The sequence below is a fragment of the Chryseobacterium capnotolerans genome, from assembly GCF_021278965.1.
In the GTDB taxonomy this organism is placed as follows: Bacteria; Bacteroidota; Bacteroidia; order Flavobacteriales; family Weeksellaceae; genus Chryseobacterium; species Chryseobacterium capnotolerans.
In genome coordinates this window covers 2973430-2987492 of record NZ_CP065589.1, presented here as the reverse complement: position 1 = coordinate 2987492, position 14063 = coordinate 2973430, and the positions used below count along the sequence as shown (strand labels likewise).

The following is a 14063-nucleotide window of genomic DNA, read 5'->3' as shown; positions in this document are numbered from 1 at the left end:
GAGGTAATTTTTAATTCTTAATTAATTAAAAGGTCAAATGCTTTTAATGCTTTACCACTTTCTAAGCTTTCCTGAGCCAATAGCAGACAATCATCATACGTTCCGAATTTGCGGGTATGGTAAAGGGCTACAGATGCATTGGCTAACACTACTGAGTTTTGCTGTTCCGTTCCTTTTCCTTCAAGAATATTCATAAAGATTTTTGCTGTGTCTCTGGTAGTATTTCCGGCTTTGATATCTTCTAAAGTTACAGGATTAAAGCCTAAATCTTCTGCAGAATAGATTTCTTCTCCTTTTTTAGTAATGATTTTACTGTCGTGGGTGAGGCTGATCTCATCATAACCATCCAATCCATGAACCAAAATAAAGTCCTGTTCCCCTTTTTGTAAAAGGTATTGATAGATTCTTGCAATTTCCAGGTTGTACACTCCAATCATGGAATATTGAGGTTTCGCAGGATTTACCAAGGGCCCGAGAAGATTAAAGAACGTTCTTAAGCCTAATGATTTTCTCAATAATCCAACCGATTGAAGAGCAGGGTGGAAGTAAGGGGCATGTAAAAAGCAGATATTCGCTCTTTCAAGATCTTCATTCAGCTGCTCCGAATTGTTCTTGAACTGATATCCCAATTCTTCCAATACATTGGATGAGCCTGTAGTGGTTGAAGCTCCATAATTTCCATGTTTCGTTACCCTCTGCCCGGCTCCGGCCACCACAAAGCTGGCCAATGTTGATATATTGATTGTGTTTTTTCCGTCACCTCCAGTTCCTACAATATCAATGGCATCGCTGGCATCAATATGGATGGGAACAGCCATCTGTAGCAATGCTTCTCTAAAACCTTCAAGTTCTTTCAGAGTGATATTCCGCATCAGAAAAACACTGATGAAAGCCGTTACTTCTGCTGCATTGAATTTATTCTGTGCAATTTCAATCATCATGGCCTTTGCCTCAGACTTCGATAAGGTATTGTGATTGAACAGGTATTGCAATATTTCTTTCATTTGAGGAGTTTTTATAGTTGATGGATCTTGTGTTGTTGTTTTCATACTTGGCTTACTTCATTAATCTTTTACTGATTTAAAAAGTTTCGGATGATGACTTCTCCATCCGGAGTTAAAATGCTTTCCGGGTGAAATTGTACTCCGTGAACATCATAGGTTTTATGCTGAAGAGCCATAATCATCCCATCCTTATCAACGGCTGTAATTTCCAGGTCAGCTGGGAAATTCTCAGGGTTCACAGCCCAACTGTGGTATCTTCCTACTTCAATACCTGATGCTAAATCCTTGAAAAGCTTAGTGTTTTCTTTTACCAGATCAGTAGTGGTGGCTACTCCATGGAAAATTTCAGAAAGATTGATAAGATTTCCGCCAAAAGCTTCTGCGATGGCTTGTTGTCCTAAACACACTCCTAAAATACTTTTAGTAGGCGCATATTCTTTAATCAGATCCAGTAAAATTCCAGCTTCTTCAGGAATTCCCGGACCAGGAGAAAGGATGATTTTATCATATTTTCCTATTTCTTCCAAAGTGATTTGGTCGTTTCTTACCACATCTACTTTCTGATTCAGGATTCTTTCGATGATCTGGACAAGGTTATAGGTAAAGCTGTCATAGTTATCAAAAACGAGAACCTTAAGCTGTGATTGTTGAGTATTGATATTGTTGTTCATTTCTTTTTTGTTGAAGGTTAATTTTGTTTTTGATTTTTAGCTTTCTACAACTATTTTTTCTGCCTTTTCTACTGCTTTTTTCAGGGCATTTAATTTATTATTGACTTCCTGTAGCTCATTTTCAGGGACTGATTTGGCAACAAGGCCGGCTCCTGCCTGATAATAAAGAGTATTGTTCCTGCTTAAAAATGTTCTGATCATAATCGCCTGGTTACAGGTCCCGTTTAAACCTACAATCCCAATACATCCGCCATAGTATCCACGGGAATCTTTTTCGTATTGATTGATAAGTTGAAGGGCTTTATGTTTAGGAGCTCCGCTTAAAGTTCCCTGTGGGAAAGTGGCCGAAATCATATCAAGAGGATTGATCTGTTCCGGAAGGTCAGCCGTTACTTCGCTTACCATGTGAATCACGTGAGAAAAAAGCTGGATTTCTTTTAGTTTAGTAACTGTTACGTTTTTGCCCAGTTTTCCAAGGTCGTTACGGGCAAGGTCTACCAACATGGTATGTTCTGCATTTTCTTTAGGATCATTCTTTAACACTTCAATCGCTTGAAGGTCAGTTTCTAAATTCCCTGTTCTTTTAGAAGTTCCGGCAATAGGGTGGATGATGGCTTTATTGTCTTTGATGATTAACTGGCTTTCAGGGCTTGATCCGAATAATTTGTAATTCCCGTAATCAAAATAAAACAGGTAAGGAGAAGGATTGATATTTCTCAAAGCACGATATACATTAAATTCATCTCCTTTGAACTTCTGTTCAAATCTTCTGCTTAGTACCAATTGGAACACATCGCCTCTCATGCAGTGTCTCTGGGCTGTTTTTACCAGTTCGATATAATCTTCATTAGTGATATTTGAGGTTTCCTCGCCGTTTTTTTCAAAAGGATAAACCGGAGTATTTTGATTTTTGATGAGGTTTTCCAATAAATGTAATTCAGATTTTACCCCTTCCATTTGGTTTTCTATAATGTGCATCTCATCATTGAAGTGGTTGATGGCAATTACATATTGATAGAGTCTGTATCTTAGAATTGGAATTTCTACTTCCGGGCTTTGTGCTTTTAAGCTAATATTTTCAAAAAACTGTACCGCTTCAAAACTTGTGTAGCCAAAAAGACTCTGTGCAGTTTCTTCAATAGGTTCATTGGTTTTTTCACAGTCAAAAACTTTACGAAAATCTTCAAATATCTCCGTGATATTACGTTCCATTATGAATTGCTTTACTGGAGCAGAATCAGGGAATTTAATCTCAAATTCATTTAAGTTTTTCACCTCAATTCCTGCAACAGCATTGATGGCAATGAAAGAAAAGTTATTGTCAATACTTTTTGAATCCGAACTTTCCAGAAGAATTGTGTCTCTGAACTTATCTCTGATTTTAAGATAAATATTCATGGGAGTATGAAGATCTCCAAGAGTTTTTTTCGAAACGGTTTTTATTTTAATTTTTTGAGTAAACATCTGCTGTTTTATTTTTTTTAGATTTTAGAAATAAAAAAAGGCTTTAACGGAATCCGTCAAAGCCTTATATTGTATATTGTTTTGCTTATATCTGCTGTTTGTTTAGCAACATGACAATACCTTCAGACCCGACGAAGAGTTTGAAAGCCACCACCAAATATTGTTGCTCATTGTAAACATGGGACAAATGTAGAAAATTTTTTAATACAAAAAACAAAAAAACAATAAAAAAATATAAACCTGATGTTTAAGTGGTTTTATTTCAGTTGTTTAAGTTCTGTTTTGAGTTCCTCAAGCTTTCTTTTATAGCTTTCCTCGTCATAAGATGATGTATAGGCTTCTAAAGCTATAATATACTCAGCAATAAATTCTTTATTAGTTCTGTCTGCTTCATATTTTATTCTTGCTGAGTTCACCGGAGCTAATTTTGAGTATTTAAGGACGGCTTTTCCTTCTTCTGATTCATTATAAAGAATAACAATGTTTTTTTCATAACCTGGGATATATTTTACTGGGAAACTTATTTCCATTCGGGGAATTCTGATGGTATTTTCAATAGGGTAGATGGTGGCACTTGTTGTAGAAAAGAAGGTTGAAGTATATTTCCCATCCTGTTTTTTTACAATCGCTTCATAATCGTGAATGTACATGTCATTCAATGTAGAATTGGTTTCTACATCAGAAGTAATAATGGCAGTACTTTCCACACCATATTGATTCAGAAACCAGGCATTCAGGAACTGTCCGCAAAATCCATTTAAAATAGACAGCGGGATGGCAAGAATGAAAAACCATATTTTTTTTGTGAGATAAGATAGCGTTCCTAAGATCAGAAAAAGAAGGATCACCGTATAAAAACCATGATGGCTGGTGAAAAATAATATTTTTGAAATTAAAACCATAGCTCTTATCTTTTTTAGTTAAAATTCTTTTTAAAATTATAAAAAAAATTAAAAGGGTTATGATTAAATGAGGAGATGTAATTTGTATAGATGAAATAATCTGTAAAAGCTAAGTCCACAATAGAAGATTTGTCAATCAAAATAATTCTGAGCACTCCAAAAAATAATGTGGACTTAGCATTTTAATAATTTAATGTACAGGTTCTGAAAGTGGGATATCAGGAGATCCGCAGTAGAAGACAATTAAGGTGGCCCCTTTATCTCCGGTTTTACCTCTGTGAGCAATGTTAACCATCTCCGGAAGCACTTCGCCCTCTTTGACCCATCGTGTTTTACCATCTTCTTTCTTTTCAATCTGAATTTCACCTTTTTCTATATACGCTGCATTAATCACCGGGTGTTTATGCCAGTCTAAAGCTTTATGAGGTGGAACAGAAATTTTAAGGACAGAAATTTCAGGCTGCCCGGTCGGATAGCTGGGATATTGTGTTCCTTCCCAGGACTTTGTGGCTTTTAATAAGGTTACTGATTCTATTTTATCAGAATATTCTGAAGGTTGAACATCTGATGATGAATTGTCACACGATAATGTGAGGGAAGTGAGTGCAGTAATTAGTGCTGTACTCGATAAATTTTTTTAGTCATAAATTCAAATTAATAGGATTGTTTTTTGTTTAAATAATTAATAAAACAAAAATAATAAGTGATTTTTAATTTCCCTAGTATTTGAATTATTATTTTTTGTATGCTGAACTTAAATAGTTATTAATAAAATATTATTCAAAGAAAACATTTGTCATAAGCTGAAACGTTTATTTTTTATATTTTTGCTTTCAAATTAGAAAAAAATGAAAAAAGTATTCGCAATCGCATTTATTGGAGGTTTATTATTAGCAAGCTGCTCAAAAAAAGCAGATCACTCATTACAGGATAGCAACACAATGCTTGAAGAGCCGGAAGCAACTACTGTGGTAGATTCTACAGCTAAGCCTGCTGCTCCAGCTGCTGCAACTCCAGCTCCAGAAGCTGCTAAAACAGATTCTACAGCGAAGAAATAATGAAAAACTTATTTTTGGCAGGAACTTTAGGTCTTTTGATCTTTTCCTGTTCTAAAAAGAAAATACAACAGAGGTAGCATCTTCAGATGGTGCACCGGTGTCTGCTCCAGCTCAATCTAATCTTTCCGGTGACCAGATCATGGAAACATTAGATTGTTCGGGGTGTCACTCTGTTAATGAGAGAATGATAGGACCTTCTTATCAGGAAATTGCTGCTAAATATTCAGATAAAGATATTGAATTGTTGGCTTCCAAGATCATAGAAGGCGGTAGTGGAGTTTGGGGCGGAGTTCCTATGGCTGCTCATCCACAAGTATCTAAAGAAGATGCTAAAAAGATGGTGGAGTATATTCTAAGCCAGAAAAAATAAAAGATGTCCACAGAAAAATCCAGTCTGCACACAAGAAATCTGCATCGTAATCCCTATGATTTTGATCTGCTTATTTCTTGTGTGCCAGAACTGAAACATTACGTCTTTGTGAATGTTCATGGGACAACCACAATTAATTTCAGCATTCCTAAAGCTGTAAAATTACTCAATAAAGCTTTATTATTACACTTTTATAATATTAAGGACTGGGATATTCCTGATACCAATTTGTGTCCACCTATTCCGGGGCGAGCAGATTATGTTCATTATATTGCAGATTTGTTAACAGGACAGAAAGGGCAGATTCCCATGGGAGTTTCCATAAAAGGGTTGGATGTTGGAGTAGGGGCTAACCTTGTGTATCCTTTAATTGCCCATCAAACTTATGGGTGGGAAGATGCGTGGATCAGATATCAATGAAGATTCTCTGAAAAATGCCCAGCATATTTTAGATCAAAATCCGGATTTGTCATCGGCAATTCAATTACAACATCAGGCAGATTCAAAATATATATTCAGAAATATAATTGGCACTGAAGACCGGTTTACATTTTCTATGTGTAATCCTCCTTTTCACGATTCAAAAGAATCTATGATTAAAGGAAATCTTAGAAAAACAAAGAATTTAAACAGAGGAAAAACACCAAAAACATTACTGAATTTTGGCGGAGAACAGTCAGAACTTTGGTGTGAAGGCGGCGAATTGGCATTCGTTACCAATATGATTAATGAAAGTGTTCAATATTCATCCCAGGTTCTTTGGTTTACCTGCCTGGTTTCTAAAAAAGATAATCTATACAAACTGACTACACTTTTAAAGAAGGTGAAAGCTGTAGAGGTAAAAACAATCGATATGGCCCAAGGACAGAAAATTAGCAGAATCCTGGCTTGGACTTTTGTTCCTCAGTAGAATAGGAAAAACGGGTTTATATAGGTCTAAAGTTCAATATTTAGGTTTGAAGTTATTACTGTGTTACTTCATATCTCGCATTCCAAGGCCTTGTATCCCGTATCTCAAGTCCATTCCAGCTGACATTTTAAAATTTCTAAAAAAATCAATTGACGGTCAACTCAAAAATGCCTAAATTTGTACGCTTTTAGAAAAATAAGAAATGCAATTATCAGAACAAGAAATCATTAGAAGAGAAAAGCTGAATAAGCTTACTGAAATGGGGATTAATGCGTTCCCTGCGGATGAGTATACCATTACAGATACTACAGAATCTATAAAACAGGACTTTTCTGAAAGTAAACAGGTGAAGATCGCTGGTAGATTAATGTCCCGCAGAATTCAGGGGAAGGCTTCTTTCGCAGAATTGCAGGATTCTAAAGGAAAAATCCAGGTTTACTTCAACAGAGACGAGATCTGTCCGGGAGAAGATAAAGAATTATATAATGAAGTGTACAAACATCTTTTAGATATCGGTGATATTATCGGTATTGAAGGAGAATTGTTTACTACTCAGGTAGGAGAGATGACGGTTTTAGTAAAGAACTTTACGCTTCTTACTAAGGCATTGCGTCCGCTTCCTCAGGCAAAAACAGATGAAAATGGTGTTGTACATGACGGATTTACAGATCCTGAACTAAGATACAGACAACGTTATGTAGATTTAACAGTAAATCCACAGGTGAAAGAAATTTTCGTGAAGAGAACAAAACTGTTCAATGCCATGAGAACTTTCTTCAATGATGCAGGGTATTTTGAAGTTGAAACTCCAATCCTACAGTCAATTCCTGGTGGAGCAGCGGCTAAACCTTTCATTACGCACCACAATGCATTAGACATTCCATTATATTTAAGAATTGCTAACGAATTATATCTGAAAAGATTGATCGTAGGTGGTTTTGACGGAGTATATGAGTTCTCTAAAAACTTCAGAAATGAAGGGATGGACAGAACCCACAACCCGGAATTTACAGCAATGGAAATTTATGTAGCTTATAAAGACTACAACTGGATGATGGATTTCACAGAAAAACTATTGGAATTCTGTGCTATGCAGGTAAACGGAACTACAACAGCTACATTTGGTGAGCATCAGGTAGATTTCAAAGCACCTTATCCAAGAGTTTCTATGACTGAAGCAATCCTGAAGTTCACAGGTTTCGATATTACTGGAAAAACAGAGAAAGAATTATTCGATTTTGCTAAGTCTATCGGAATTGAGGTGAATGAAACAATGGGTAAAGGAAAATTAATTGATGAGATCTTCGGTGAGAAGTGTGAAGGAAACTTCATCCAGCCGACTTTCATTACAGATTATCCTGTTGAAATGTCTCCATTGACTAAAAAACATAGAAGTAAAGAAGGTTTAACTGAACGTTTTGAATTAATGGTTTGTGGTAAAGAAATCGCAAACGCTTATTCAGAGCTTAATGACCCAATTGATCAGAGAGAGCGTTTTGAAGCTCAGATGGCATTATCTGAAAGAGGTGATGATGAAGCAATGTTCATCGATCAGGACTTCTTAAGAGCCCTTGAATACGGTATGCCACCAACTTCAGGATTAGGGAATTGGTATGGATAGATTAATCATGTTCTTAACGAACAATGCTTCTATCCAGGAAGTATTATTCTTCCCTCAGATGAGACCGGAGAAAACGGTTCCTCAAATTGAACTGGGAGAAGACGAAAAAGTAATCCTTGAAATCCTTAATTCTCAGGAAGAACCAATAGCTTTGGCTGAAGTAAAGCAAAGAAGCCAGTTATCCGGTAAAAAGTGGGATAAAGCTTCTAAGACTTTAACGAAGAATAATATTGTAAAAGTAGAGAAGATTGATGAAAATTTATTGATGAAACTGGCATAGTTTTATACAACATAATAATAAAAACCGGTACAGAACTATTCTGTACCGGTTTCTTTTTTCCATTTTCTTAACTGTGTCCTGAAATTCTTAAAAGGAGCAACCGTATTGATATGAATCCATTTCCAAATAGGCCATTTGGCAGGTGTTATCGCCCATTTTCTCTGTTCGGATTCAAATAAGATTTTATCATCAAGCTTTTCAATCCATTCAATAATTTCATTGACCTGTTTTTGTAATAACCCTCTTTGTTCTGCTAAACTATAAGAACTATATTGTTCATAGAAAGATTGATATAATCCTTTTAAATTATTCCATTTGTATTCTGGAGTAGGAGTTTTTACCTCAATTCCTTTCTTTTCATCAGCTTCCCATTGCAGCAAAAGTTGAGTCCATCCAATCTGGTAGGATATATTTTGAGACGGCGTTTTATCAACTCCTGGTTTTAGCAGATCTTTTTCATGTTCTTGAATATCATCAAACTCCTGATCATAAAGACGGAATCTTGTCCTGATCTCTTCAATAAGCTCTGTTTTGTCCTTATAGCTCTGCATATTTACTTTCTCAACTTACTGAATGAAGCCATCAGATAAAACAAAAACGGAAGAATAAATAATGACCCCAGCATCAATGCCCAGCCCAATGCAGAAATAGTTTTAGGCGGTGCCATATGCTCTAACAATGAAAGATGCTGCCCGTTGCCTAATAAGATAATATCCGGATTATGCTGATAGGTGGCTGCTACAAGGATCATTACCATTTGAAATCCTGCCAAAGCTCTCACAGGAAGTAATTTTTGGGTATTCAGGGCTCTTAAAATAAGCAATAAAGCCACTGTAGCAAAAGCGATAGCCATAATGCCTAAAGGTTTTGAAAACACCCACATCAAAAGAGGAATATCAGAAAGGTAGGCTGTAGCGAATACAAGAATTCCTGTAATGACAACAAAGATCATTGTTTGTTTAGATTTTCTGATCATCAGCAGTAATTCTTCTTTCCCACGTGTTTCTCTTAATGAAAAGATAGAAGCCAGATAGGCACAAAGTGCTACTGTGAATAATCCTACAGAAACTCCGAACCAGTTCAACCAGCTGTAAATATAAAGATCAAGGAAGGTCTTTGCATCAGGATTGATAGAATATGAAACAGTTGCGGCTGCTATTAGTCCAAGGAAAAAAGGGGTTAAAAGACTGGCATAATAGAATATCTGAGTATATAAAACCTGCCAGTTATCCTTTACCGCATCATAATGTCTGAAGGTAAAAGCTGTTCCTCTTGCAATAATTCCTACAAGCATCAAGACCAAAGGAATATGAAGATAGGTAGACATGGTGGTGTAAATCTCAGGAAATCCTACAAAAAGGATCACAATTGCAATAATTAACCACATGTGATTGGCTTCCCAAACAGGAGCAATAGACTCGTACATAATCTCATGTGTTTTATGACGGGCTTTTTTATTGGTGAACATCTCTACGATACCTGCTCCGAAGTCAGCACCACCCAAGATAATATAAAGGCAGATGGAAAGCCAGAGAAAGCCTATAACAATGTAGATCATGATTTTTTGTTTTTATCGTTAAACTGTGGGTCTGTTGGGTCGTAAAGCTTCGGTACCATCTGGACCTGTCTTCTTAAAAGGAATACCAGAATCAATGATAATGATATAAAGATTGCGGTAAAAAAGTAGAATGAGTACTGAATTCCCGGCATAGGGGTTACAGCATCTATTGTTCTCATCACTCCATAAATAATCCATGGCTGTCTTCCTACTTCAGTAACGGTCCACCCTGCTTCCAGAGCAATATATCCGAAAGGGGTAGCAATCAGAAATGTTTTTAATAGCCAGTTTTTAGTCAGCCATTCCTTTTTAAAGAAGAAAGCATACAGATATACAGCTCCAATACAGATCATTACCACTCCAAAGAAAATCATAATCTGAAAAGCGTAATGAGTGACAGCTATCGGAGGCCATTCATCTTTAGGGAAATCTTTAAGTCCTTTTACTTCGGAATTGAAATCATTGCTTACCAAAAAGCTTAAAACTTTGGGTATTTTGATTGCATATTTTATCTCTTCTTTTTCTTCATCAGGAATTCCGCCAATAACAAAAGAGGCTCCTTTTTCCGTTTCAAAGTGGGCTTCCATAGCTGCCAACTTGATAGGTTGTCTTTCAGCAACAGATTTTGCTGCCACATCACCGCTTAGAGGAGCTCCAAATGCTCCAATTAAGGCAAATCCTACAGCGATTCTGAATGCTTTGGTATGAAATTCTACATTCTTTTTCCGCATAATTAAAAAAGCGTGCACTCCGGCTACTGCAAACCCTGTGGCGCAAAAAGCTGCAACAGTCATGTGAAGAGCCTGTGGAAACCATGCATCATTGAACATCGCTTTAATAGGATCTATATTAAGGTATTGTCCGTTAATATAATCAAAACCGGTAGGAGAGTTCATCCATGCATTAGCGGCTACTACTAAAATACCGGAAGCCAATCCACTTACTCCTACAAGAAATCCGCAGAACCAGTGGAACCATTTATTGAACCTGTCCCATCCATATAAAAAGAACCCAATGGCAATGGCCTCAATAAAGAAAGCCGTTCCTTCCAATGAGAAGGGCATTCCAAAGATAGGACCCGCATGCTTCATAAATCCGGGCCATAAAAGTCCCAATTCAAAAGAAAGCATAGTCCCAGAAACAGCTCCGGTAGCAAATAAAATTGCAACCCCTTTACTCCAGGCTTTGGTGAGTCCTTTATATACTTCATTATTGGTTTTTAGGTACTTCCAATGGGCAAATGCCATTAAGAAAGGCATTACCATTCCCACACAGGAGAATATGATATGGAAGCCCAGAGAAAGCGCCATTTGGGCGCGGGCAGCTATAAAATCATCCATAATATCAACTTTTCAGTAAATAAATTTACGCATAAATTATTGATGTAGAGTATGATTTAAAACAGTTGATATTTCAGGAATACATTTTAATTTTGAATCTTTTATTGGTTGGCTATTCTTTATGCTTTTCCAAAGAAAACTCTACATTTTTTTGACACTTTTTAACTTTCATACCTCGAAAAAAATCACGATATTTGTAAGTCTTTGCATGTAGCAAGATTTTTAATATTTAATATGAGTCAAAAACAATATACAGCTAGTAGTATTCAGGCATTGGAAGGAATGGAGCACGTACGTATGCGTCCTTCAATGTACATTGGTGATGTGGGATTAAGAGGTCTCCATCATTTGGTTTATGAGGTAGTAGATAACTCTATCGATGAGGCATTGGCAGGATTCTGCGACACAATCTTTGTTGCCATTAAAGAAGGAAACGGAATCGAGGTTAGTGATAACGGTAGAGGTATTCCGGTTGACTTCCACGAAAAAGAACAAAAATCTGCTCTTGAAGTTGTAATGACGAAAATTGGAGCTGGTGGTAAGTTCGATAAAGATTCTTATAAAGTTTCAGGAGGTCTTCACGGAGTTGGGGTATCGTGTGTGAATGCACTTTCCAACGAAATGATCACAACTGTTTACAGAGACGGGAATGTTTACCAACAGATCTATTCAAAAGGAAAAGCTCAAACTGGAGTTGAGGAAATTGGAAACAGTGACAAAAGAGGAACTAAACAATTTTTCCAACCGGATGATACTATTTTTACAGAATTAGTTTACAACTACGATACTTTAGCAACCCGTTTAAGAGAACTTTCTTATCTTAATAAAGGGATTACGATTACCCTTACCGATGAAAGAGAAAAATTGGAAGACGGATCTTTCAGGTCAGAAGTTTTTCATTCTGAAGGAGGATTAAAGGAATTCGTTGCTTATATCGATGGTAACCGTGAATCTATTATGGAACACGTGATTTTCATGGAAGGAGAGAGAGATAATATTCCTGTAGAAGTAGCCATGCGTTACAATACTTCTTTCAACGAGAACCTTCACTCATATGTAAACAATATCAACACTCATGAGGGGGAACTCACTTAGCAGGTTTCAGACGTGCTTTAACAAGAACCCTTAAGAAATATGCAGATGATTTAGGGATTCCACAAAAAGAAAAAGTGGAAATTACAGGAGATGACTTCCGTGAGGGATTAACAGCTGTAATTTCAGTAAAGGTAATGGAACCTCAATTTGAAGGGCAGACGAAAACTAAATTAGGTAACTCTGAAGTTTCCGGTGCTGTAGATAAAATTGTAGGGGAAATGTTAACGAATTTCCTAGAAGAAAACCCTAATGAAGCAAAACAGATCGTTCAGAAAGTTGTTTTAGCGGCAAAAGCAAGACAGGCAGCTAAGAAAGCTCGTGAAATGGTTCAGAGGAAATCTCCAATGGGAGGTTCAGGACTTCCTGGGAAGCTATCTGACTGTTCATCTAAAGATCCGGCAGAATCTGAAATCTTCCTTGTAGAGGGAGATTCCGCAGGTGGAACAGCTAAACAAGGGCGTGACAGACACTTCCAGGCTATTCTTCCATTAAGAGGTAAAATTTTGAACGTAGAGAAATCAATGCTTCACAAAGTATATGATAACGAAGAGATTAGAAATATCTATACTGCTCTTGGAGTTTCTGTAGGTACAGAAGAAGATAGCAAGGCATTGAATATGGCTAAGTTAAGATACCATAAAATCGTTATCATGACCGATGCCGATATCGATGGATCTCACATTTCTACCTTGATTCTTACTTTCTTCTTCAGATATATGAAGGAACTTATTGAAAACGGATATATCTATATTGCTCAGCCACCTTTATATCTATTAAAGAGAGGGAACAAAAAAGTATATGCTTACAACGAGAAAGAGCGTGAGGAATTTACTTTGGAGATGTCTCCGGATGGGAAAGGAGTTGAAGTACAACGTTACAAAGGTCTTGGAGAAATGAATCCAGAGCAGCTTTGGGAAACAACTCTAAATCCTGAACACAGAATTCTGAAACAAGTAACGATTGATAATGCAGTAGAGGCAGATAGTGTTTTCTCAATGTTGATGGGAGATGAAGTTCCGCCAAGACGAGAGTTTATCGAGAAAAATGCGAAATATGCAAAGATTGATGCATAATCGTTTTTAAAATATCAAAAAAAGCTTCTAATTATTTAGAAGCTTTTTTTATATTTGGATAAACCAATAAAAAATAATAATATGTTAACTCTTTTACAAACAGACCCCTACAACGGGGCAGATGCGGTTTCAGGTGCAGCCGCTGCAGGATTAGGGATTGGAACAATGTTCATGAGTTTACTCGTATATCTGTTTTATGGATATTGTATGTTCAAAATTTTTAAAAAGGCGGGCAGGGAAGATGCCTGGGCAGCTTTTGTTCCCATATATAATATTATAGTATTACTGGATATTGTAAAAAAACCAATATGGTGGATTATTTTATTTTGCATTCCGTTAGTTCAGTTATATGCAATGTGGGTTGTCAATGACAGATTGGCTAAGGGTTTTGGAAAAGAAACTCCTCTCTACACGATCTTACTATTTTTCCTTGGATTCATTTTTATTCCGGTCTTGGGACTTGGAAGTGATACTTATGACAGTAAAAGAATTCCGAACGATTAAAATAAAATAGAAAAGACTTCAGAAATGGAGTCTTTTTATTTGATATTAGAATGGCGTGTAGAATTAATTGTACTCTTCTGTTTAATTAATTCTATAGATTTTGAATTACACTAATAGCTATTTATCTTAATTTTGGTAATACAGACAATATGAAACCTGCCGTTTCATTTCCCTATTTTAATCTTAAAATGATTGAAAAGGAATATACATTCA

The 14063-nt window shown here is 36.4% G+C and carries 13 protein-coding genes and 2 pseudogenes; 7 read left to right on the top strand and 8 right to left on the bottom strand.

Features of this window, described 5'->3' with window-relative positions; all coding sequences use genetic code 11:
* Positions 1-17: 17 nt before the first annotated feature.
* The 5 genes from trpD to H5J24_RS14280 form a co-directional block, all read right to left on the bottom strand.
* The gene (gene trpD / locus H5J24_RS14300) at positions 18-1004 is read right to left on the bottom strand and encodes an anthranilate phosphoribosyltransferase (protein ID WP_068945028.1); all 987 of its coding nucleotides are present in this window, start codon (positions 1002-1004) and stop codon (positions 18-20) included.
* Between the two features lie 68 nt (positions 1005-1072).
* Positions 1073-1675, bottom strand: coding sequence for an anthranilate synthase component II (locus H5J24_RS14295; protein ID WP_068942515.1), 603 nt, complete (start codon positions 1673-1675; stop codon positions 1073-1075).
* A gap of 36 nt (positions 1676-1711) precedes the next feature.
* Positions 1712-3139: an anthranilate synthase component I family protein gene (locus H5J24_RS14290; protein WP_068942517.1), complete on the bottom strand. Its 1428-nt coding sequence runs from the start codon at positions 3137-3139 to the stop codon at positions 1712-1714.
* A 257-nt stretch (positions 3140-3396) separates the two neighbouring features.
* Positions 3397-4041 (bottom strand): hypothetical protein, encoded by a 645-nt coding sequence (locus tag H5J24_RS14285; protein ID WP_068942519.1) that lies wholly within the window; start codon positions 4039-4041, stop codon positions 3397-3399.
* 190 nt (positions 4042-4231) lie between these two features.
* Complete coding sequence (locus H5J24_RS14280; RefSeq protein ID WP_232815611.1) at positions 4232-4435, bottom strand: cupin domain-containing protein; 204 nt, start codon at positions 4433-4435, stop codon at positions 4232-4234.
* 454 nt (positions 4436-4889) lie between these two features.
* Between H5J24_RS14280 and H5J24_RS14275 the strand changes: the two genes are divergently transcribed.
* The 5 genes and pseudogenes from H5J24_RS14275 (at position 4890) to lysS (ending at position 8280) form a co-directional block, all read left to right on the top strand.
* Complete coding sequence (locus H5J24_RS14275) at positions 4890-5099, top strand: hypothetical protein (RefSeq protein ID WP_068942523.1); 210 nt, start codon at positions 4890-4892, stop codon at positions 5097-5099.
* 97 nt (positions 5100-5196) lie between these two features.
* A complete protein-coding gene (locus H5J24_RS14270; protein ID WP_232815610.1) occupies positions 5197-5469 on the top strand; it encodes a c-type cytochrome in 273 nt (90 codons plus the stop codon).
* A 3-nt stretch (positions 5470-5472) separates the two neighbouring features.
* Positions 5473-5889: an RlmF-related methyltransferase gene (locus H5J24_RS26210; RefSeq protein ID WP_429831492.1), complete on the top strand. Its 417-nt coding sequence runs from the start codon at positions 5473-5475 to the stop codon at positions 5887-5889.
* On the top strand, positions 5867-6379 hold the full coding sequence (locus tag H5J24_RS26205) for an RlmF-related methyltransferase (protein WP_429831490.1): 513 nt from the start codon (positions 5867-5869) through the stop codon (positions 6377-6379). The genes H5J24_RS26210 and H5J24_RS26205 overlap by 23 nt, the downstream gene beginning before the upstream one ends.
* A 202-nt stretch (positions 6380-6581) precedes the next feature.
* Positions 6582-8280: pseudogene (lysS, locus tag H5J24_RS14260) on the top strand (lysine--tRNA ligase).
* A 35-nt stretch (positions 8281-8315) separates the two neighbouring features.
* Here lysS and H5J24_RS14255 read toward each other — a convergent pair.
* The 3 genes from H5J24_RS14255 to H5J24_RS14245 are packed head-to-tail and all read right to left on the bottom strand — an operon-like array spanning position 8316 to position 11178.
* Entirely contained in the window at positions 8316-8831 is a 516-nt protein-coding gene (locus H5J24_RS14255) for a ClbS/DfsB family four-helix bundle protein (RefSeq protein ID WP_068942532.1), read from the bottom strand.
* Between the two features lie 2 nt (positions 8832-8833).
* On the bottom strand, positions 8834-9838 hold the full coding sequence (locus H5J24_RS14250; protein WP_068942533.1) for a cytochrome d ubiquinol oxidase subunit II: 1005 nt from the start codon (positions 9836-9838) through the stop codon (positions 8834-8836).
* Positions 9835-11178, bottom strand: a complete 1344-nt coding sequence (locus tag H5J24_RS14245) for a cytochrome ubiquinol oxidase subunit I (protein WP_068942535.1) — start codon at positions 11176-11178, stop codon at positions 9835-9837. The genes H5J24_RS14250 and H5J24_RS14245 overlap by 4 nt, the downstream gene beginning before the upstream one ends.
* A gap of 234 nt (positions 11179-11412) precedes the next feature.
* Between H5J24_RS14245 and gyrB the strand changes: the two are divergent.
* Both gyrB and H5J24_RS14235 read left to right on the top strand, forming a co-directional pair.
* Positions 11413-13346 (top strand): annotated as a pseudogene (gyrB, locus tag H5J24_RS14240) (DNA topoisomerase (ATP-hydrolyzing) subunit B).
* 81 nt (positions 13347-13427) lie between these two features.
* Positions 13428-13850, top strand: a complete 423-nt coding sequence (locus tag H5J24_RS14235) for a DUF5684 domain-containing protein (RefSeq protein ID WP_068942539.1) — start codon at positions 13428-13430, stop codon at positions 13848-13850.
* Positions 13851-14063 lie beyond the last annotated feature (213 nt).